Source organism: Streptomyces sp. OfavH-34-F (genome assembly GCF_022347745.1).
In the GTDB taxonomy this organism is placed as follows: domain Bacteria; phylum Actinomycetota; class Actinomycetes; order Streptomycetales; family Streptomycetaceae; genus Streptomyces.
In genome coordinates this window covers 1-18,928 of sequence record NZ_JAKRGC010000051.1, presented here as the reverse complement: position 1 = coordinate 18,928, position 18,928 = coordinate 1, and the positions used below count along the sequence as shown (strand labels likewise).

Here is an 18,928-nt window from a genome sequence, read left to right as displayed (position 1 = left end):
GAGAGCGTCAGCGGTCACGTCCGGGAAGCCAACGGTTCTTCATCCGTCGGAGTCGCCACGGAGTGATCGCGGTGGCCATCATGCCCAGGGAAACAGCCAGCGCCGCCAGCCCCCAGCTGAACGGATCGACAGAACGGGTGGTGGTCCAGTCCCACCATGCCGGTCCCCACCAGATCAGAGGGAAGACCGAAGCCAGCGGGACGACCCAGCCGAGCTGGCTTCCGAAGATCCGCACCGACACGAGGGCGAGCCCGAACCAGATCAGAACGGAACGCAGGTACACGGCTCCTCCCCCGGACCCCACCGCCACCGCCACCGCCTCAACGACGAAGGAGACCCCGCACGCGATCACGGTCAGGCCGGCTAGGTATCCGGTACGGACACCGTGCGCTCTGGACGTGCCGGACTCCTCATGCGTCGCCATGTCGCCCCCGAGTGCCGCTGTGAGGAAAACAGCGGACAGCAGCGGAAGTTCTCGGCGGAAAGGGATGCCCGTGGAGTGATCCGAGTTGCCGAAGTCGGGCACCGCGATACGGGTGCCGCCGAAGAACGCCGACAGGACCGCCACCGCCGCAACTCCGGCCAGCACTGCCCCCGCCCGGTGGACCCGTGCGTATCGCAGCAGGTCAGTCCCCCGCATCGGGCCGGCACCAGCCTTCCTTGTTCAGATATCCGGTCTCTCGCGCCAGCCACGCCCGCTGCTCGGACGGTGACTTGCGTACTGCCTCGCTGGCCGCACGCTGGGCGTCGGTGACACCGACGAGGCTCAGCCCTTCGTCTGCTGCGGCCGGGTCCTGGCCCATGGCTTGGTACTCCAGCCAGAGGTGGATGTTGTCCAGGGCCTCCCACGCCCGGCTTTCCTCGCGTGGCGGCCTGCATCGGCCGACGGACGTGACGAACGTCTGATGCGCCATGGCGATCGCGGCGGTACGTACGTGCCCTTCGGCTATGTCGAAGCCGCGGTCTCCGAGCTGCCGACGCCGCAGTCCGTACTCGTAGAACGCATCGGGAGCTTCGCCCCACGTCTGGCGACCCAGCCGCTCGGCCATACGGCTCAGCTCGGGGAGGTACCTGCGATGCTCCGCCCACACGCACACCCGGGGCGCGGCGTCTTGCGCTCGGGAGCACAGCATGTCGCCGCTGGACGCAGATCGCTCCGTGCGCAACTCGCCCGCCACCGGCAGCGCGACCATGGCGGCGAGGAGACCGACTGCCGAGCCGAAGAGCACGGGGTGGGTGTGTCGCGGCAGGTAGCGCTGGGAGGAATCCTTCCGCCCGGCCCGCACGGGTCGGGAGGGAACAACGACCGCGAGTACGGTCACCGTGACCGCCAGGAGCAGGCGGGCGGCCACCGGAGCAAGGCTGAGCCGCACATCCGGGGGGCCGGCGAGCACGTAGAACCTGTAGGGCGTTCCGAGCAGAACGATGAATCCGCCGAGCGCGCAGATCACTGGAGTGAACGCGGCCGACGGCCACAGGCGTCCGGCCAGATGCCCGGCCGACGCGAACATCAGCAGAGTCACCGCGCCGAGAAGCAGATAGGACGGCCAGAGAAACCCGGGACCGGCCTCGCTCCAGGACACGGCGGCGGCGGTGAGGCAGCCGACGCCATAGGCAAGGTACCCGAGCGTGAGCGTGGCACCCAGGCGTGCGGCTTCGATGCGCCAACTCGGGCGGGCGGCTCCCAGAATGAGCTCCGGCATCCCGGCACGCGACGCCCGGCCTGCTTGCCACGCGGAGACGCCGGCGAGAATCGGCCCCAGAAACAGGGTGACGATCTGGGCGGCCACGCTGGCTTCGGGCCACACGCCGATCCAGTAGCGCGACCGCCCGAAGAGAACGACGAGATCCACCAGAAGCATCACGGGAAGGGCCGTGAGCAGGGGGGAGCGTCGCAGTTCGATGCTGTACGTGTTCAGCACGTCGTCTCCCCGGCGGGCTCACGGCTTCCGAGGACCGTCATGTAGCCACGTTCGAGCGCGCTGTCTCCCGGAGCCGTCGGCTCGGCCCGCTGAGCCAGGTCCTGAGGGCTGCCACTGCTGACGATTTGCCCGTCCTTGAGCACGAGAACCGTCCCGCAGGCGGCTCCTACGTCTTCGACGAGGTGAGTGCTGAGCATGATGGCAGCACCTTCGCGGGCCAGTGAGCGGATGAGCTCGCGGAAATCAAGCCGCTGTGCGGGATCGAGCCCCACGGTGGGTTCGTCCAGCAGCACCAAGGAGGGTGAGCCAACGATGGCGGCGGCAATTCCGGCACGGCGCAGCATGCCCCCCGAGAGCGACTTCATCCGGTGCCGGGCGCGGTCCGCCAATCCCACCGCTTCGAGCGCCCGCAAAGTCGCCGCGCCGGCCTCCTTGTCAGGAACTTCACGCAGCCAAGCGCAATAGCGCACGAATTCCTTGACGGAGAACGCCGGATAGTATCCGAAATCCTGAGGGAGATAGCCGATCATTCTGCGCGCGCGCCGCGCATCCCGCTCGTTCCGGATCGGCTTTCCGAAGATCTCCAAGGACCCTGCCAGCGGAGGAGTAATCGTCGCGAGCGTTCGTAACAGTGTCGTCTTTCCAGCCCCGTTCGGACCGAGCAGGCCGGTGACTCCGGACTCAAGGCAAAGATCGAGACCTTCGATGATACGTCGATCGCTATAGCCCTGCGAAAGGCTTTCCGTTCGAACGGCAGGAATCGGCAACAAGAAGCTATCCTTCGAGACGTGCCCGCGGGTCCGCCACTGGAGCGGACCCGCGGCAGTGAAGAGCTGGTACTAGTCGACCCGAGTGCTATTGATAGGCCTTGCCACCCTCTCATAACGGCCTCCGCAGGAGATGCGAGAGCAGTTGACGACGGACCGACAGAGAAAATTGGTCAATTTCTTGGCCATCACCGGTGAGAACCGGCCGTTTACCAGCGACTGAATAGGCCACTCGGGCAGCACACGGAGCCGCCGAATGGTGCACGGGACCGGTCAGCCGGCCAACGGGATGACCGAACGCCCCCGGTGGCATGCCGGCCCTGGGTCAGCAGTCGTCCCGGGGCCGCGAGGACGACGATTTCCGTGAGGAACGTCCGGGCCTTGAGGCCGCGCGTCACCCGTGGCAGGCTCACCCCGCATGATCGACAACTCCGCGAAAAACGTCCTGCACACGCGGCTGCGGCGGGATCGCAGCGCACTGCTATGGAAGCTCGACGGCTTGTCCGAGTACGACGCCCGCCGGCCGTTGACGGTCACCGGGACCAACCTTCTCGGCCTGGTCAAACACATGGCCGCCGTCGAGGCCAGGTACCTGGGCGAGGTCTTCGACCGGCCGTCCCCGCACCCACTGTCCCAGTGGCAGGACCACGACGGCAGCGACATGTGGGCGACCGGGGACGAGTCCCGCGATCAGATCGTCGATTCCTACCGGCGCGCGTGGGAGCACTCGGACGCGACGATCGACGAGCTTCCCCTCGACGCCCCCGGCCACGTGCCGTGGTGGCCGGAGCCGCATTCCAGCACGACCCTGTTCGCCGTGCTGGTCCACCTCCTCGGCGAGACCAACCGGCATGCGGGACACGCCGACATCCTGCGCGAAGGCGTCGACGGCCGAACCGGTATGCGCCCCGAACACGAGACGCGGATCGATGAGGACGCTCGTACCGCCTACCGCGCGAAGATCGAGCAGGCCGCCAGATCGGCCGCGTCCCTCCAGGCGTAGGGGCCGAGGGCCGTCCCCTGCGGGGCCTGGATGCGGGAGCAGCCCCTTTCCGGCCCGCTTCCGGCCCCTTTCCGACCGGTTCCGCACGGTGCATTCCCGGGGGTGACCGGTTCGGGCGAGAATCGGACCGGGGTGGTCGGTCGTGTGGGGTGGGGTTCGGTGGGTGACGCCGGTGGTGGTCGTCGCCGAGGTCGGGCTCGTGTGGGGCGGGGTCTTCGATGTCGGTCAGGCCGTGGTCGTCGGGGTGGTGGTCGAGGCGCTGCTGGCCGCGGTGGTCGTCACCCAGCTCGTCGTCGCCTCGCGGGCCTACGCCGCTTCCAGGCGCGGGGGCACGGACGGGCAGGAGGCGTTGAACCGGGCGCTGGCCGCCGTGTTGCCGGGGCCCGTGGCCAAGGCCGTGGGGATGGAGTTCGGGCTGTTCCGGGCGCTGTGGCGGTGGGTACGGCGCAGACCGGACGTGCCCGAAGGGCGGGTGCCCCTCGCGTACGGGGCGGAGATCAGGCCCCTCATGTGGGCGCTGGTCTGCCTCGCCCCGCTGGAGATCGGCGCCGTCGAGGTCCTGCTGCCCTGGCACGTCGCGCGGATCGTGCTTCTCGTGCTCTCCGTGTACGGCACGCTCTGGCTGATCGGCTTCCTCGCCGCGCTGTCCGTCCGCCCCCACATGGTCGGTGACGGCGAACTCGTCCTCCGCTTCGCGCACTTCGTACGGGTCGCCGTCCCCCTCGACTGCGTCGAGTCCGTGCGCAGGAGCCACCACAGCGGTTACCGCAGGGCCGTCCAGATCGACGACGGCGTCCTCGCGATGCCCCTCGGCGACACCACCAACCTGTCCGTCATCCTGCGCGAGCCGCACCCCATCGCCCCCAAGCCCGGCAAGCCGCCCCAGGAGGTCCACGAGATCCGGTTCGCTGCGGACGACCCGCACCACGCGATACGCGCACTCACCGCGCACCTCTCCGCCGGCTGATCCAAGGGCCGACACCGACAAGGCAAAGACCACCCCGACCCCGTCCTCCGGCCCCGCCTTCAGTGGGGCTACTCATGCTGATCTCGTGATGCCGCAGGCAGGGGGAGTCGGGCGGCGACTTCGGACTAGGCACTGTCCGGCGGATCATGAGGTCCATAGGATCTGACCATGATTAACGTGCAGGTCCGTGGCGAGAGCGGCACGGTCGAAGCCCGCGCCGAGCATGGTCTGGCATGGGGGCCAGAGCTGGCCGCTCTCAACCAGTCGGAGTTTCCGATGCTGGGGCATCTGCTGCCGTATGCGGACACTGTTTTCAACAGCCGCCAGGTGGTCACCCTGCTGGCGGAAGTACCGCGCCTGCCTCCAGGCATAGTCACCGATGCCCTCGCGCGTGAGCTTCTGGACTTGGGCCAGACGGTTCTCGACGGACAGCACCTCTACCTATGGTTCCTCGGGGACTGAGACAGCAGGTCTGCTCAGCCCCCGAGCCAGAGCCGGATCACGGCGGTGGTTACGGTGCCGTGGAAGACATAGGCGCGTGTGTCGTAGCGAGTGGCGACGGCCCGGTGGTTCTTGAGCCGGTTGATCGTCCGTTCCAATTCGTTGCGGCGCTTGTAGATCTCTGAGTTGAAGCCGGTGGGCCGGCCGCCGTTGCCGCCGCGGCGTTTGCGGTTGGCCCGCTGGTCCTTCGGCTCGGGAAGCGTGTGCTTGATCTGGCGTCTGCGCAGGTAGCGGCGGTTCCGCCGCGAGCTGTATGCCTTGTCGCCACCGACGTGGTCCGGTCGGGTTCGCGGGTGACCGCCCTGCGGGCGGCGGACTCGGATCCGATTGAGAACTTCGATCAGCTGCGGTGCGTCGCCCCACTGGCCCGGTGTGACCAGGAAGGCAAGCGGGTGGCAGCCTCCTTTACCTGCAAGGTGGATTTTGCAGGTGAGGCCGCCCCGGGACCGTCCGAGCCCCTCGTCGGGTCGGCGGTTTCGGGGCGTCGCCCCTTTCTCGGGACGCGCGGTGCCTTCTTGCGGGCCCCGGCAGCGTGTCAATGGGCCCGGCAGGACGTGGAGTCGACGCTGACCATGCTCCAGTCGAGCCGGCCAGCCAGGTCAGCGTCGGCCTGGACAGCACACAGGATCCGGACCCACGTACCGTCCGCTGACCAGCGGCGATGACGTTCGTAAACGGTCTACGTACTGCCGAAACGCTCCGGAAGGTCCCGCTACGGTATGCCTGTCCGCATGCGGAAGAGGATCCCGTTGAGCACCCTCCGGTGATCGCACCAACGACCGCCGCTTCACCCGACAGGCGGCAGATGTGGCTCCAGCCGCACCCACTCCACATTCGTCAGATCACCCCGCCCCATGCGGAGCACAACGAATCACCTGCCCGACAGTCACATGATCCGCCGGGCAGTGCCTAGCCGAGACCGCCGAACGGCACCGCATAGCGGGAAGCGCGGCCGGCCACCTGATCGGGAGTGAGGCCCTCCACGACCAGATCGCCGGTCCACAGATGGTCCCGGTTGGCGAAGGTGGTCTCGAACCCGACGCGCTTCCCGCCGGGTTCCAGTTTCCAGCCCCGGTCGTGCGCCTGAGTGATGCGCCCGCTTCCACAGACGAACGCACGGGTCGCCTGGACAAGAATCCACTGTGCGAGTTCGGTGTCGCCGGCCGTGGGCCTGCCACAGGAACGGGCCATGTGCCACAGGCATGTCCACTCGGCCCCGGGCGTCAGGGGACCGACCACGGCAACTTCCCCGATCCGCCTCGCATCCAGATGGTGTGTCGCGTAGCCGAATGCCGTACCGAACAGCGCGAACACTGTGACCCGGCTCCGTCCGGTCAGCACCTCGTCGTCGCCGCTCATCTCGAGAACTCCTGGCTGTGGCCGTCCGGGCGCTTCAGCCGTGCCCGGACGGCCACCGTTGAGTGGGAGTGGATCAGCAGCCGTCGCCGTCACCGCAGCACGCGGGCGGGTTGCAGGTCTTCGCAGTGCCCCACAGACCTTCGTCCACGTGGAACCCGGCAGCCCTGACGCGGTTCACCACGGAACCGATCAGCGGACGGGTACGGACGGTGGTCTTGGGCTCGTGCCCAAGGAACAACCCGAACTGTTCGTCGCACCACGTGGCGTACGCCTGAGTGTGGAGCACGAAGGAGTGCCAACCGGGATCGACGGCCGCCGACGGGGTCATGTCGAACGCGCGGCTGTCACCCATCACCTTGAGGAAGGCGAGGGCCTGGTCCACGATCCGGCGGGCAGTGGGCAGTTCGTGCCCGTACTCCTCCGCGCAGAACTCGGACACCTTCTCGAACAGTTCGGGACTGACGAGGTCCCGTCCATGCCGTGGAACGACGGGGGATTCCAGCGTGGTCGTCACAGTGAGACACCCTCTCTCGACGGTCGATGGCCGGCGACGCAGCGGGTGGGAGTCTCGATGGCCCGTGACCCTGGCGGTCTGATCCGCGACGGCGGCCTGGCCTGCGCCACCACGAGTCCGCGCTGTCGAATCGCCTCCCGAAGCCGGTGGAACGACCTTAGGAAGCAAGGAAGGGGGCGGACCACAATCTTGCACGGGCTTGCACGGCAATCACTCGATGGACGTGATCGCATCCGAGATCAGAGTCCGGGCGGGTGCACCGTGGACCGCGAACTTGGACAGCTCGCGGAACGCCTTGGCGTACGTGGCGACCTCGCTGGGCGCCGTGACGTTGACCGCGGCCGTGAGCAGTTCGACGCTCGCTTGGCGGTCGTCGAAGAGGTAGAAGGCTTCCAGGGGCCAGACGCGCCGCTGGGCGGTGGCGGGGATGATCCCGAGGCTCACGTTGGGAAGCGCCATGACGGCCAGCAGGTAGCCGAGTTGTCCGGCCATCGCGGGAGCGTCGCCGATGCGGTAGCGGAGCACCGTCTCCTCCAGCAGGAAGGCGAAGCGACGGCTGCCGTCATGGAGCACCCGTGAGCGCTCGACCCGGGAAGCCGCCGCAGTCGGCGAGTCGTCGGGGGTGCCTTGGAAGGCGGCGATAGTCGAGAGCAGGGACGCCGCGTACGCCTCGGTCTGGAGCATGCCCGGTACGACGTTCGAGCAGTACACGCGGAAGTGGTGGGTCCGCTCGTAGAGAGGGACGACCTCCTCCTGCGCCCGCCGCATCCCGTGCCGGTGCAGCTTTTGCCAGTGGACATACATCTGATCGGCTTGGCGGTTCGCCGCGATCAGATCGTCCGTCTGGTCCTCCGCCCCGCACGCTTTGCACCAGGCGCGGATGTCCGCGGCCGACGCGGGGGTTCTGGCCCGTTCGATGCGGGACGACTTCGCGGGGCTCCAACCGCACCGGAGAGCCAACTCATGCCCGGTGAGCTCCGCGTCTTTCCGGAGATCCCCGAGACGGGAGGCGATGGCCTCGCGGGCAGCCTGGGCGCTGGACGACGGCGACGCGGACATGAGTGGGCTCTTCGTTCTCCGTCGGGTCAGACCGTGAACTTCTCGTGCGGGATGCCATGCTCCCAGACCGCCTCGAACGCAGCCGAGGCGAGTTCTACGACGGCGGGCTCGGAGCGAACCTCCCAGCCGGGCTCGGACCAGTCCCCCTCACCCGAGAAGTGGTTGAAGAGCACGATCTCTCCGTCGAACACCCAGCAGTCGTTTCCGGGAAGCGCGATGCCGGAAGCCCGGCGCCTGGGCAGCCAGCGCACCTGCTCCCCGGCATGCAGATTGACCGGGGTGCCGGCGTGCTCGTACCGGATGTAGTCCGTCACCGGTTCCGACACGACACGGGCGCGGCGGACGGTCACGCCTCGGGCCACGGTGCTGCGGACCAAGGCCACCCACGGCCTCCAGTAGGCGGACGCCGGGTCGGTGTCGCGCCGGCCCGTGCGCTTCCAGGTCTCGAAGTCGGCGGCCTCATCGCCCACGCCGTACGCGTCGCGCATCTCCAGGTGCACGGCCGAGTGCTTGGCCGAGGCCAGCAGTTCCTCAAAGCCCGGCTCGTTCCGCGACATCGCATGCCTCCCTGAGCATCGGCACCATGCGGGCAGGAATCCGGATCACGGCTTCGTGCAGCGGGATGCCCGAAGCGTGCCCGGGCACCTCGAACGACGCGCACTCGGCCTCCAGCCGGCTGTCCGGCTTCCAGCCCTGCAGCACCAGCTCCGCCTTTTTCTCGTCCACCCACACGGTGGGCGAGCCTTGCTGTCCGGTGTCTGGATCGATCCCGATGAACCGTAATGCCATGACTGCCTCCGGTACCGAGTGGGCTTACGCCAGCTTGCACGAGCGTCCCCCTCAGCTCGCAAGGGTGTCAAGAGGGCCCTTGTCGCGGTCGCCGTCCCACCTGCCTTCGCCGTCGCCCCCCATGCCTCGACCGGCTGCTCAGCCGCCCGCCCGGCCGGGCCCGTACGTCCCCGGGCATCGAGGGCTGCCCGAGCGCTGCCCTCCGGGTACTGGCGGAACGCGCCGTGACCCGGCTCCATGGGGGGAGGCGTCCCCCGTTGCTGAGAGGCCCCGTTGGCAGAGCGCGAGCACCACCAAGACCAGAAGGCCGGCACCAAGGCCACGGCACCCGCCGGACCGGCCCACATGAGCCCGCCAGGGCTCCTCGCACTCCAGCGCAGCGCGGGCAACGCCGCAGTCCTGCGCATGCTCCAGCAAGCCGGCCACCCCTACGCCCAGCCCCCCGGAGAGCACGGCCACGAGCGGGCCGGCACCGAACAGGCCCCCGCCGTCCAGCGCTCCGCCGTCCACGACGTCCTCGCGGGCCCCGGCCGCCCCCTCCACGCGCCCCTGCGCGAGGAGATGGAATCCCGGATGGGCGCCGACTTCACCGACGTCCGCATCCACGACGGCCAGGCCGCCCGTGCCTCCGCCGCCGAGATCGGCGCCCTCGCCTACACCAGCGGCAACAACATCGTCATCGGCGACGGCGGCCTGGACAAGCACACCCTGGCTCACGAACTCACCCACGTCATCCAGCAACGCCAGGGCCCGGTCACCGGCACCGACAACGGGCAGGGGCTCAAGGTCTCCGATCCTTCGGACCGCTTCGAGCGGGAGGCCGAGAGCAACGCCAGGCAGGTCATGCGGGCCGCCACCACCCTCCCCGCCGCCTCGGCGGCGGCGCCCACGACGTCCGTGGAGTCGGCCTCGGCGGCAGGGGCCGGGACCGTGCAGCGGATGAACAACGGCGGGGCTCCGGGGATGGGCGGCTTCGTTCCGCCCTCGCTGACTCGGCAGCGGACGTTCGATCTCTCCGCGTCTCAGCCGACCAGTGACTTCCTCGCGCACGTCCCGGTTCTCAGCCCGCTCACGGGCATGGTGGCGCTAGAGGACGTCTGGACCGGACAGATCGTGATCAGCAATACGGACCGGCCGCCCACCCAGTATCTCGGCCAAGGCCAACAGGATCACACCGTGGCGTGGACCTTGATCCGGGAAACACTGACGAGCCATTCGAACAAGCCCGCCAGAAGCCTGGTGTCCTACATCGCCAGAGAGATCCAGAAACTGGAGAACCTGCCCAACGATCTCTTCGTCCAAGCCACTCAGAATGCCATTCCCCAGTACCGGGCGACACTCACGAAGGCGCGCGCCTTGCTCGACCAGATTCTGAGCAACAGCGCTCCGATGAGTGAGTGGGGCGGAGCTCTCGCCCACCTCATCCGGCTCTACGCGGAGGCATACCAGCTCAATCCGACGGCGAGCACCGGCGGGAGGTCGGGAGGGGACAGCGAGGGTTCCCGCATGGCCATCCTCCGGCGGCAGGAGTCGCTTTCCGCAGCCGCGCGGATGGCGCCCGTCAAGCTGTGGGAGGACGTCATCTCGCGCCTGTACCAGGAACCCCGCGCCCAGGAGCACCGTCAACTTTCGGAGGAGCACCTCTGGACCAGCCTGGCCACCGCCTTCCCCAACGTCGCGAGCCATGTAGCGGGTCTCCCCCAACTCGCGCAGTACGCCGCGGCGTTCCCGGTACCCGCCCAGACGGCCCAGCCGGGCTACACCGCGGCGGGCAACGACGCGCTGCTCGCTCCGCTCGACTTCGGCGTACTCGACAGCGGATTCGTGGCCAACGTGGAAGTGGACACCAACGAGCAGGGCATCCTGGGCACCACGAGGGTCGAGCTGAGCCGCAGGGAGCGTCCGCCCACCCAGTTCCGCCCAGCGCAGCGTTCCCACACCATCGCGTGGAAGGCGATCTACGAGGCCGCCATCAACGCGACCCAGCAGAAGTCGGTGCGGGACGTTCTGGAGTGGGTCCGCAGAACGCTTGCTTTCTGCGCGACATCGGGAGCACCCACGGCCAGGGACGACAACCGGAGCTGGCAGATTCTCGGGCAGAGTCTTGAGGCCAAGCTCGCCGCATGCGACGCGATCGTGGCGGAGGGGCAGGACGTCCGCCCGCATTTCTGGGCCGCGATGCTGAGCATGCTGATCCGCGGGTGCCTGACCCTGGAGAACTCCAGCCGAATGGCCACCGGAGGCGGCCCCGCCGACGATTTGGGGGCGGCTCAGGGGCACGCGGAGGGCAACACGCACAGAGCGCTGGTGAGCGGTGGGTACTCCGGCCGGCGTGCCACGGAACTGGCGCTCGGATTCCTCGACACCGGAGCCCTGCGCACCCACGCCATCCACCGCGTCCTGGAAAGCGCTCCGCAGCAGGGTCGGACGACGCGCAGAAACCTGCCCACCATCGGCCTGCTGGAGCGCAGCCGCTCACTGAACGGCGAGATCGAGGCCCCACCGGTCCAGGGGATTCTGCAGCACTGGCTCGACACCACCACGCAGGCATACCCGAACGTGCAATTCGAGGACCAGGCCACGATGATCGAGCGCGCCCTCACCCTCCTCCGCGCACCCGTGGACAACGTCGAGGGAACGGAACTCAGCACGGCCGAAAAGAGCCTCTTCGGCATCATGTGAGGACCTGCCGGTCCCCACCGCCTCGACGGCTGGAGCCTCAAGCACGTGCGAGGGGCCCATCCGACGACCGCACCTCGCCACCCTCACCGAGAGCGGCAAAACCAGCGGCTACCGGGATCTACACCGGCGACAGGTGCGCTTCCAAGGTCCGGCTCATCGGGTAGACGCGCTCTGCGGGCAGAAGTCGCTGGGCTTGGGCGGCGCGCCCGTTTCGGACGAGCGCCGCGGCCTTGTGGACCTGCGGGGTGAGGTCGGTGAGGCCCACGACCCATTCTTCGGCGAACGTGCGGATCAGGTGGCGCCCGATTCCGACCTGGATGCTGTAGTGGTTCAGAGCCGCTCCACGCAGCGAGCGCTCGGGGTCCCATTGAAGGTGCACGGCGGCTTGGGCCACTGCGGTGGGGTGCGCGGTCGTATGTACGGCCTGGGAAAGAGCCTGCTCCCAGCCTTCCCGTGTCATCCGCACGGCGAGGACGCGCTCCTGCCCCGGTTTGCGGGCCCAGTTGCTGCGGTGCATCAGCCACAGGAACGAGGGCTTGATCCACGTCATCCGCTGGAACGAGAACGGGGTGACGAAGCGTCCCGCCCGCAGTGCGGCGTCGGCGATCGCAGAGGAGAACGCCTGATAGACCACGATGGTTCGGGCATCGTGGTCGGCGCGGATCTGATACTGCGGCGTCATGCACCGCACCTTGGCATTCGCCGTGCAGGTGCAGCCAACGCATTTCTTCCGGGCGGACCCGCTCCGACCGGCAGGTCCCGGAGGGCCGCCCGTGGCGCACCGGTGACGAGGAAGCCGGGGCAGTACCGCGCGATGTGGCCGAGGGACCCCTCACCCCCGAACTCACGCCCCGCTCACGCCTCCCCCGCCCCCCGTCCCGGCCTCGCTCGTACGTGCATGCGCTCGCCCTGGGGGCCGAAGAGGCTCAGGAACTCGACGGGGTCCGGGCCCGCCGGGCCCCACCAGTGGGGGGTGTGGGTGTCGAACTCGGCCGCCTCGCCCGCCGTGAGGACCAGGTCATGGTCGCCCAGGACCAGGCGGAGCCGGCCGGAGAGGACGTACAGCCACTCGTAGCCCTCGTGCACCCGTTGCTCGACGGGGCCGGTCGGGCCGGTCGCACCCGGCATGACCTGCTTGTACGCGTTGACGCCGCCCAGGTGGCGGGTGAGCGGGACGAAGGTCATGCCGTGGCGCTTGAACGGGCGGAACGTGACCCGTGGGTCACCCGTCTCCGGCGCGCCGACGAGTTCGTCCAGCTGGACGCCGTACGCCTTGGCCAGCGGGAGCAGCAGTTCGAGGGTCGGTTTGCGGCCGCCCGATTCCAGGCGGGAGAGGGTGCTCAGGGAGATCCCGGTCAGCTCGCTGAGCTGCGTCAGCGTCGTCCCGCGCTCGGTGCGCAGGGCCCGCAGCCGGGGCCCGACGCCCGTGAGGACGGCCGTCAGCTCGTCGTCCCGCATCGAGCCGTCCCCGGAATCCGCCACACCCCGCCCGGACCCCTCGCGCCCAGCCCCGTCACGCTCAGACCCGCCACGCCCAGAGCCACCGTGCCCAGCCCCGTCACGCCCAGCCCGGCCACGCCCAGACCCACCACGCCCGTTGTCCGCCATGGCTCCATTTGCCGACCCGGCAAGCGCGTTTGTCAACCGGACGCCCGTGGGGCGCTCACTCCGCCGAGCCCACCGCGCCCACCGACCCCGGTTCCGCCGGGCCGATCATCGCCATCGACAGCCGCGTCAGCTCGCTGGTCAGGAGCCGGGGCGGCATCTGGCGGGGCCGCCGCCCGTGGTGGGCGAGCAGTTCGTCCACCGAACGGGTGAGCACCTTCACGACGACCGCGAGGTCGCCGTCCACCGCGTGCCCGCGCCCCCGGGCGCGCTCCGCCTCGTGGGAAAGGAACTCCGTCCAGACCGAGCGCCACATGGCCAGGTGCTCGTCCATCGCCGGGCTGACGCCCAGCACCTCCACGAACGCCACCCGCGCCGCGTGCGGCTCGCGCGTCACGGCCTTCACGTACGCGTCGAACAGGCGGTACACCCGTTCCTCGGTCGGGCACGTGTCCATGCCCTTCGCCGACAGCTCCGCCTGCGACGCCTGCATGCCGGCCATCGCGACTTCGTCGTACAGGTCGGTCAGCAGCGCCTCGCGCGATTCGAACTCGCGCTGGAAGTCGCGTACTTCCACCTGTGCGGCGGCGCACAGGTCCTTGACGGAGGTGTGCGCGTAGCCGTACACGGCGAACAACGTCCGCCCGGCCAGCATGAGTCGCGCGCGGCACTGCGCGGGGTCGCGCACCGCTCGTACGCCGTCCCAAAGTTCCACCACGGCATCCACCACGGGTCCTCCTCAGACCGTCCGGCCCCCGCGCCCACTCTGCTAGCTCCACCGCGTCCGCGGTGGAACCGCCACACCACCGAACGGCGGTACCTCTCGCCGTTCGCCGGAATCCTTTTCCAGGACCGCCGCGACCCGCTCCCGCCAGGAAAGGCGGTCCGGCTCCCCGGCGTCCTCGTCCGCCCGCGCAGGCGCCCACTTCGCGTCGTGCGTCTCCCAGGCCGCCTTCTGCGCGCACGGCCCGCACAACGTCTCGTCCGCGTGGGGGCGGAACACATGCTCCGGCCCTCCGCCCTCGCACGGCACGCACGGCCGTACCTCGGGCGCGTACGCCGGTTCTTCCGGCAGCTTGTGTACGAGCCGATGACGCAGGAACCCTACCGCCGAACGAACCCCCTCCGCCGGTAGTTCACTCACCAGCGCGAGCCGCAGCTCCGTCGCCTTGACGCCGCGTCGCAGCCAGTCCGCCGCCGCTTCGGCGAGGCCGCGCGCCTCGCGTACGCCGAGGTGGAGTTGCGGGCTCGCGTGCCGCAGCGAGAGCAACACCCGCTCGGCGGCGGCGACTTCGGGCGCCACCGGGACTGCGGGTTCGTCCACGGACGGCCGTTGTGGCCGCTGCGGCCGCTGCGGCGGTTCGACCGGCTGCGCCTTGGAGGGTGGGTGGGGGGAGTTCTTCTTACGTTCTTCTTCCACCTCTGGTGGATGACCACCGACCGACCGGGTACGCGGTTGACCGCCCGCCGGTGTCCGATCACTCGGTTCCGCCTGGGCTTTCGCGTCCCGCAGCCGCCGCGCGTCGTCGTCCGAGAGCGGGACGTTGGAGAACAGCTGGTCCGTGACCCACAGCCCGCCCTCGCCCTGCCGCCGCCACTCGTGGACGAAGCCGGTCTCCTTGAGCTGGCCCTTGGCCTTCTGGTACGCGCGGCCCTTGATACCCAGCTTCTTCGCGTGATCGCTCAACGCCATGCCCGTGAGGCCGCTTTCAGGCAGCCCCTGCACGTACGTGATGAGAATCTTCGCGTCGCTGTTGAGCTGCGGATGACGCACGACTTCGTGCGTGGCCTTCACAAAACCGTAGGAAGGCGCGATAGCATGCCAAAGCATCTCGGTGGACCCCTTAGTATCCATCGACGAGTGAAGGCCCTCGGTCCGGTGTTGGTAGCACCGCCGGGGGCCGCTCCGTGTGCGACGCACACGGAGCGTAACTGCGCAATCACCGTACAGCAAAAATCGCGTCCTCCACCACCTTGGTCACCAGCTCGAACAGCAGTTTCGTTTCCACGAACGGATCGTCAACTGTCGGTCGGGAACGCCAGTCCAGCGGGTACGTGTGCCCGTGCAGCGCCGGTACGCCGACGAAGTCGGACCCCTTGCACACGAGGGCTTCGGCGCCGACCGCCCGCCAGCGGTAGGCACTTGCGGTGCCGGGCGGCACGAGGAAGTACATGCTCCGCATCCCGATCCGGGACCGCACGATCGGCCCGGCCTGGAAGTCGGTGAACTGCATGATCTCGTACGCCACTTGCTCGCCGAAGATGCCGGAGATCCGGACGGCGTCGAAGTGGATGCCGGCGTGACGCAGGGCGTGGCCGCTCGCGGGAATCCAGGCGTGCATCAGGTCCGGTGAAGTTTTCTCGTCCATACGGAAAGCGTCGGCAGTCGCACGTACCGTGACCAGGGACACAAGGGATCTGTGCATCACTGTGCACTTGGAGGTGGCGCTGTGCACTCCAGTAGTACTGGCGGCGGGAACGCGGAGATGTTCGGGGTGCTGTTACGCCACTTCCGGGAGCTGGCGGGCCTCTCGCAGGAGGGCCTGGGGAGGCGGATCGGCTTCTCGAAGTCGCAGGTGGCGATGGTGGAACGGGGTCACCGGCCACCGAAGGAGGACTTCGTCCAGAAGGCGGACGACGCGCTTGGTGCACAGGGGGCACTGATTAGGGCGGCGTCGAAGCTTTCGTTCGGCGTGTTGGCCTCGTGGTTCGAGCCCTTTGCCGAGGAGGAGGCGAAGGCGGTAGCGCGGTACCAGTACGAGTCAGGCATCGTGCCCGGCCTGCTCCAGACCGAGGAGCATGCCCGAGCCTTGTTCAGGGGAGCGTGTCCCCCACTCGACGACGACGAAATCGAGCGGCTGGTGGCTGGACGCTTGGCACGGCAGACCCTGCTGACGCGTAAGCCGCCCCCGGACATAAGTTTCATCCTGGAACTCAGTGCACTCACACGGCCAATCGGCGGTCGGGAGGCGCACCGCGAGCAGCTACAACGCCTGCTTGAGGTGAGCAAGTTGCGGAACGTTCACATCCAGGTGATGGCGCCAGACCGCGAGACGCACGCCGGTCTGAGCGGCTCCTTCGTCCTGTTGGAGACCGACGACCGGCGGCGGCTGGCGTACCTGGAGGTACAGGACCGGAACTTCCTCGTCAGCGAACAGCCGCACCTGGGCGACCTGTTCGCCAAATATGGGATGCTACGGACCCAGGCTCTCGGGCTGGAAGAGTCGCGCGGGCTGATCGAGCGGACGGCAGAAGGACTATGAAGACTGACCTCAAGTGGTTCAAGAGCAGCTACAGCGGCCAGAGCGGCGGCGACTGCGTCGAGGTCGCTCTCTCCTGGTCCAAGTCCAGCTACAGCGGCACCAACGGCGGCGACTGCGTCGAGGTCGCCACCTGCCCCCACACCGTCCACGTCCGCGACTCCAAGGACATCACCGTCCCCGCGCTCGCCCTCTCCCCCGACGCCTGGGCGGCGTTCGTCCAGCACGCGACTACCGCCTGAGCCTGCGCACCTCGTACAGGAAGCAGCCGTACTCCACCGCCCGTACGTGTACGAGGGCGACGGCGGGGTCCGAGAACGCCTCGTGCAGGGCCTCGTCCGTGACGGACTGGGCCTTGTCGGGGTCGTCCGGGAGCGGTACGAGCGTGCCCCCGGCGATCCGGCCGTCACCGGTGTAGCGGCGCAGGACGCGCAGGGCGCCGGTCTCGGTGAACGGGTGCCCGGCGGCCGGGTCCGGGCCCGTGCAGCGGTCGGTGTGGATGAAGACCGGGCCCACCTCGTCGTACGCCCCCGGCTCGGCGCCCGTCTCCGCCGCCCAGCGGCGCAGCGGGGCGTACGACACCAGCGAGATCCGCTCGCCGCTGCGGCTGCGGCGCAGGCAGCAGCGCAGGGGCGCACCGCCCTCGTCGTCCACACGGCTGTGGACGACGGCCCCCGCATCGTCGCGTTCGCGGAGCTGGTCGAGGACGTGGGGGGCGAGGGCGGCGGGCGGGAAGGTCACGTAGTTCATGCCCCCAGGCTGCGCGGCGGGGGCCGCCCCCGCTGGCGGTAAAACGACTTCGCGTTCGATGGAGCGGCTGCGATGATGCGCCGATGGACGCCCCGATCCCGCTCGACCTGGACACCTGGCCGCGCCGCGAGCACTTCGCGCACTACCGCGAGCGGGTGCCGTGCACGTACTCGATGACGGTGGAGATCGACGTCACCGCGCTCACGGCCGCGCTGCGGGCGTCGGGGCGCAAGTCGTACGTGGCGCAGGTCTGGGCGCTCGCCCATGTGGTGAACCGGCACGACGAGTTCAGGATGTGCCTCGGCGAGTCGGGCGGTCCGGCGGTGTGGCCGGTGGTGCACCCGGCGTTCACGGTGTTCAACGCGGACCGGGAGACGTTCGCGTGCGTGTGGGCGCGCTACGACGCCGACTTCGCCGCGTTCCACGCGACGGCGGCCCCGCTCCTCGCCGAGCACGCCCGCGCCACGGAGTTCTTCCCCCAGGACACGTTCCCCCCGAACACCTTCGACGTGTCCAGCCTGCCGTGGACGTCCTTCACCTCCTTCAACCTCAACATCGCGAAGGACGCCGACCACTTCGCCCCCATCTTCACCCTGGGCCGCTACGTGGAACGGGACGGCCGCGTCCTCCTCCCCCTCGCCGTCCAGGTGAACCACGCGGTGACGGACGGCTTCCACGTGTGCCGCCTGGTCCGCGACCTGGAGGCCCTGGTCGCGGACCCGGCGTGGGTGGACGCGTAGGGGGCCGGGTTACTCTCCCGGCCGGCTCCGGGTGACCTCCACCGACAGGTCGTTGTCCAGCGTGTAGTACGGGCGGGCCGTCCAGTCGCCCAGCCGTGCGGCCGGGTAGACGAAGACCTGTTTGCGGTCCGCCAGGTCGTCCAGGAGGCGGGCGGTCCGGATGCGCGGGGCGCCTGCGGCGGGGTGCACATACACGTCCCAGACCGCCGCGTCCCCGGCCGCCCCGGCCGCCCCGGTCTCCGGGACGAGGTCGCCGTAGTCGACGGTGAACGCGAACTCCCGGTCGTCCGTGGCCCGGAGCGGGACGCGGACCTCGGCCGGGTTGCGGCCGCGTCGCCGGAAGGACGCCTCCGCGCCCTCGCCGAGCCGGGCACCGTACAGCCGGGCTGCGACGGTCAGCGTGTCGCCCGAAAGGGTGAATCGGCCGGCCTCGGCGTGGGGGGTGCGGTGCCAGGCGCGGACGGCCAGGCGGCCGTCCTTGGTGGCGTACGGGATGCGGACCGCGACCGGCCCGGCCGCCGCCCGTACGTCGGGGGCGCCGCCGCCCGACGTCAGCGCGCGCAGGTCGCGCAGGCCCGGCAGCAGCGGCACCCGTTCGCCGTCCGGCGCGTCCACCACGTACGCGTCCCAGCGGCCCTCCTCCAGGGCCGGTTCCGGCTCCAGGACGGCCCGCCACCGGCCCGGCCCGTCGGGCTCCAGCGGGAGGAGGCGGCCGGGCTCCTCCGGCTTCCCCTTCCCGGGGCGCCGCTGGAGCAGCAGCCGGGGCGGCCTGTCCTGTTCGGGGAGGCGGACCCGGACGAGCAGCCGGCCGTCCTCCTGCGCGGTCACCGCCGCGCGCGGGCTCTCCACCGGTTCGTTCTCGTGCTCGCCGCTCATCGCCGTACCTTCCGTGCGGCCCGTACGACGGAGCCGGCCGCCGCGAGGAGGGTGTCCCGGGCCGCGTGGCCGCTGCTCGCCAGGGTGGGGTGGGTGCGCGCCGCCGGCCGGCCGCCGCCGCGGGCCGCCAGCAG

General features: G+C 69.5%; 21 protein-coding genes and 2 pseudogenes. 7 read left to right on the top strand and 16 right to left on the bottom strand.

The window, feature by feature from the left end; translation table 11 throughout:
* Positions 1 to 7: 7 nt before the first annotated feature.
* Genes MHW47_RS11175 through MHW47_RS11165 form a run of 3 tightly spaced genes read right to left on the bottom strand, consistent with a single transcriptional unit; the run spans position 8 to position 2,692 of the window.
* A complete protein-coding gene (locus MHW47_RS11175) occupies positions 8 to 568 on the bottom strand; it encodes a hypothetical protein (protein ID WP_239222524.1) in 561 nt (186 codons plus the stop codon).
* A gap of 58 nt (positions 569 to 626) precedes the next feature.
* On the bottom strand, positions 627 to 1,922 hold the full coding sequence (locus tag MHW47_RS11170) for an ABC transporter permease (RefSeq protein ID WP_239222523.1): 1,296 nt from the start codon (positions 1,920 to 1,922) through the stop codon (positions 627 to 629).
* Complete coding sequence (locus tag MHW47_RS11165) at positions 1,916 to 2,692, bottom strand: ATP-binding cassette domain-containing protein (protein WP_239222522.1); 777 nt, start codon at positions 2,690 to 2,692, stop codon at positions 1,916 to 1,918. Before MHW47_RS11165 ends, MHW47_RS11170 begins: the two co-directional genes overlap by 7 nt.
* Positions 2,693 to 3,107: 415 nt before the next feature.
* Here MHW47_RS11165 and MHW47_RS11160 point away from each other — a divergent pair, with 415 nt between their 5' ends.
* The 3 genes from MHW47_RS11160 to MHW47_RS11150 all read left to right on the top strand — a co-directional run bounded on the left by MHW47_RS11160 (position 3,108) and on the right by MHW47_RS11150 (position 5,121).
* Positions 3,108 to 3,692 (top strand): DinB family protein, encoded by a 585-nt coding sequence (locus tag MHW47_RS11160; RefSeq protein ID WP_239222521.1) that lies wholly within the window; start codon positions 3,108 to 3,110, stop codon positions 3,690 to 3,692.
* A 163-nt stretch (positions 3,693 to 3,855) separates the two neighbouring features.
* Positions 3,856 to 4,659: a hypothetical protein gene (locus MHW47_RS11155; RefSeq protein WP_239222520.1), complete on the top strand. Its 804-nt coding sequence runs from the start codon at positions 3,856 to 3,858 to the stop codon at positions 4,657 to 4,659.
* Between the two features lie 168 nt (positions 4,660 to 4,827).
* Positions 4,828 to 5,121: a hypothetical protein gene (locus tag MHW47_RS11150; protein ID WP_239222519.1), complete on the top strand. Its 294-nt coding sequence runs from the start codon at positions 4,828 to 4,830 to the stop codon at positions 5,119 to 5,121.
* A 14-nt stretch (positions 5,122 to 5,135) separates the two neighbouring features.
* Here MHW47_RS11150 and MHW47_RS11145 read toward each other — a convergent pair.
* From MHW47_RS11145 to MHW47_RS11120, 6 genes and pseudogenes are all read right to left on the bottom strand, one after another.
* Positions 5,136 to 6,016, bottom strand: a pseudogene (locus tag MHW47_RS11145) (IS5 family transposase).
* A gap of 53 nt (positions 6,017 to 6,069) precedes the next feature.
* Positions 6,070 to 6,519, bottom strand: coding sequence for a hypothetical protein (locus MHW47_RS11140; RefSeq protein WP_239222518.1), 450 nt, complete (start codon positions 6,517 to 6,519; stop codon positions 6,070 to 6,072).
* A gap of 73 nt (positions 6,520 to 6,592) precedes the next feature.
* A complete protein-coding gene (locus MHW47_RS11135; protein WP_239222517.1) occupies positions 6,593 to 7,033 on the bottom strand; it encodes a hypothetical protein in 441 nt (146 codons plus the stop codon).
* 210 nt (positions 7,034 to 7,243) lie between these two features.
* Positions 7,244 to 8,092 carry a helix-turn-helix transcriptional regulator gene (locus MHW47_RS11130; RefSeq protein ID WP_239222516.1) on the bottom strand — a complete coding sequence of 283 codons (849 nt, stop codon included), beginning with the start codon at positions 8,090 to 8,092 and terminating at the stop codon, positions 7,244 to 7,246.
* Between the two features lie 26 nt (positions 8,093 to 8,118).
* Positions 8,119 to 8,649 (bottom strand): DUF6879 family protein, encoded by a 531-nt coding sequence (locus MHW47_RS11125; protein WP_239222515.1) that lies wholly within the window; start codon positions 8,647 to 8,649, stop codon positions 8,119 to 8,121.
* Positions 8,624 to 8,881, bottom strand: a complete 258-nt coding sequence (locus MHW47_RS11120; RefSeq protein ID WP_239222514.1) for a hypothetical protein — start codon at positions 8,879 to 8,881, stop codon at positions 8,624 to 8,626. Before MHW47_RS11120 ends, MHW47_RS11125 begins: the two co-directional genes overlap by 26 nt.
* Positions 8,882 to 9,226: 345 nt before the next feature.
* On the opposite strand from MHW47_RS11120, the pseudogene MHW47_RS36095 reads away from it, so the two are divergent.
* Positions 9,227 to 9,823: pseudogene (locus MHW47_RS36095) on the top strand (DUF4157 domain-containing protein); the annotation flags it as partial.
* A 1,858-nt stretch (positions 9,824 to 11,681) separates the two neighbouring features.
* Here the strand turns inward: MHW47_RS36095 and MHW47_RS11110 are convergent.
* From MHW47_RS11110 to MHW47_RS11090, 5 genes are all read right to left on the bottom strand, one after another.
* A complete protein-coding gene (locus MHW47_RS11110) occupies positions 11,682 to 12,245 on the bottom strand; it encodes a DUF4291 domain-containing protein (protein WP_239222512.1) in 564 nt (187 codons plus the stop codon).
* A 173-nt stretch (positions 12,246 to 12,418) separates the two neighbouring features.
* Positions 12,419 to 13,021 carry a helix-turn-helix domain-containing protein gene (locus tag MHW47_RS11105; RefSeq protein ID WP_239222547.1) on the bottom strand — a complete coding sequence of 201 codons (603 nt, stop codon included), beginning with the start codon at positions 13,019 to 13,021 and terminating at the stop codon, positions 12,419 to 12,421.
* 205 nt (positions 13,022 to 13,226) lie between these two features.
* Positions 13,227 to 13,898 (bottom strand): TetR/AcrR family transcriptional regulator, encoded by a 672-nt coding sequence (locus MHW47_RS11100; protein WP_239222511.1) that lies wholly within the window; start codon positions 13,896 to 13,898, stop codon positions 13,227 to 13,229.
* Positions 13,899 to 13,937: 39 nt separating this feature from the next.
* Positions 13,938 to 14,999, bottom strand: coding sequence for a hypothetical protein (locus MHW47_RS11095; RefSeq protein WP_239222546.1), 1,062 nt, complete (start codon positions 14,997 to 14,999; stop codon positions 13,938 to 13,940).
* Positions 15,000 to 15,108: 109 nt separating this feature from the next.
* Entirely contained in the window at positions 15,109 to 15,510 is a 402-nt protein-coding gene (locus MHW47_RS11090; protein WP_239222545.1) for a hypothetical protein, read from the bottom strand.
* 144 nt (positions 15,511 to 15,654) lie between these two features.
* Between MHW47_RS11090 and MHW47_RS11085 the strand changes: the two genes are divergently transcribed.
* Both MHW47_RS11085 and MHW47_RS11080 read left to right on the top strand, forming a co-directional pair.
* Positions 15,655 to 16,431: a helix-turn-helix transcriptional regulator gene (locus tag MHW47_RS11085; protein ID WP_239222510.1), complete on the top strand. Its 777-nt coding sequence runs from the start codon at positions 15,655 to 15,657 to the stop codon at positions 16,429 to 16,431.
* A complete protein-coding gene (locus MHW47_RS11080) occupies positions 16,428 to 16,670 on the top strand; it encodes a DUF397 domain-containing protein (protein WP_239222509.1) in 243 nt (80 codons plus the stop codon). Before MHW47_RS11085 ends, MHW47_RS11080 begins: the two co-directional genes overlap by 4 nt.
* On the opposite strand, the gene MHW47_RS11075 is transcribed toward MHW47_RS11080, so the two are convergent.
* Positions 16,660 to 17,178: a DUF1203 domain-containing protein gene (locus MHW47_RS11075; protein ID WP_239222508.1), complete on the bottom strand. Its 519-nt coding sequence runs from the start codon at positions 17,176 to 17,178 to the stop codon at positions 16,660 to 16,662. The two genes, MHW47_RS11080 and MHW47_RS11075, sit on opposite strands and share 11 nt — an antisense overlap.
* 83 nt (positions 17,179 to 17,261) lie before the next feature.
* Between MHW47_RS11075 and catA the strand changes: the two genes are divergently transcribed.
* The gene (gene catA / locus MHW47_RS11070; RefSeq protein ID WP_239222507.1) at positions 17,262 to 17,918 is read left to right on the top strand and encodes a type A chloramphenicol O-acetyltransferase; all 657 of its coding nucleotides are present in this window, start codon (positions 17,262 to 17,264) and stop codon (positions 17,916 to 17,918) included.
* A gap of 9 nt (positions 17,919 to 17,927) precedes the next feature.
* Here catA and MHW47_RS11065 read toward each other — a convergent pair whose 3' ends face one another.
* Positions 17,928 to 18,794, bottom strand: a complete 867-nt coding sequence (locus MHW47_RS11065) for a hypothetical protein (RefSeq protein ID WP_239222506.1) — start codon at positions 18,792 to 18,794, stop codon at positions 17,928 to 17,930.
* Positions 18,795 to 18,928: the final 134 nt, after the last annotated feature.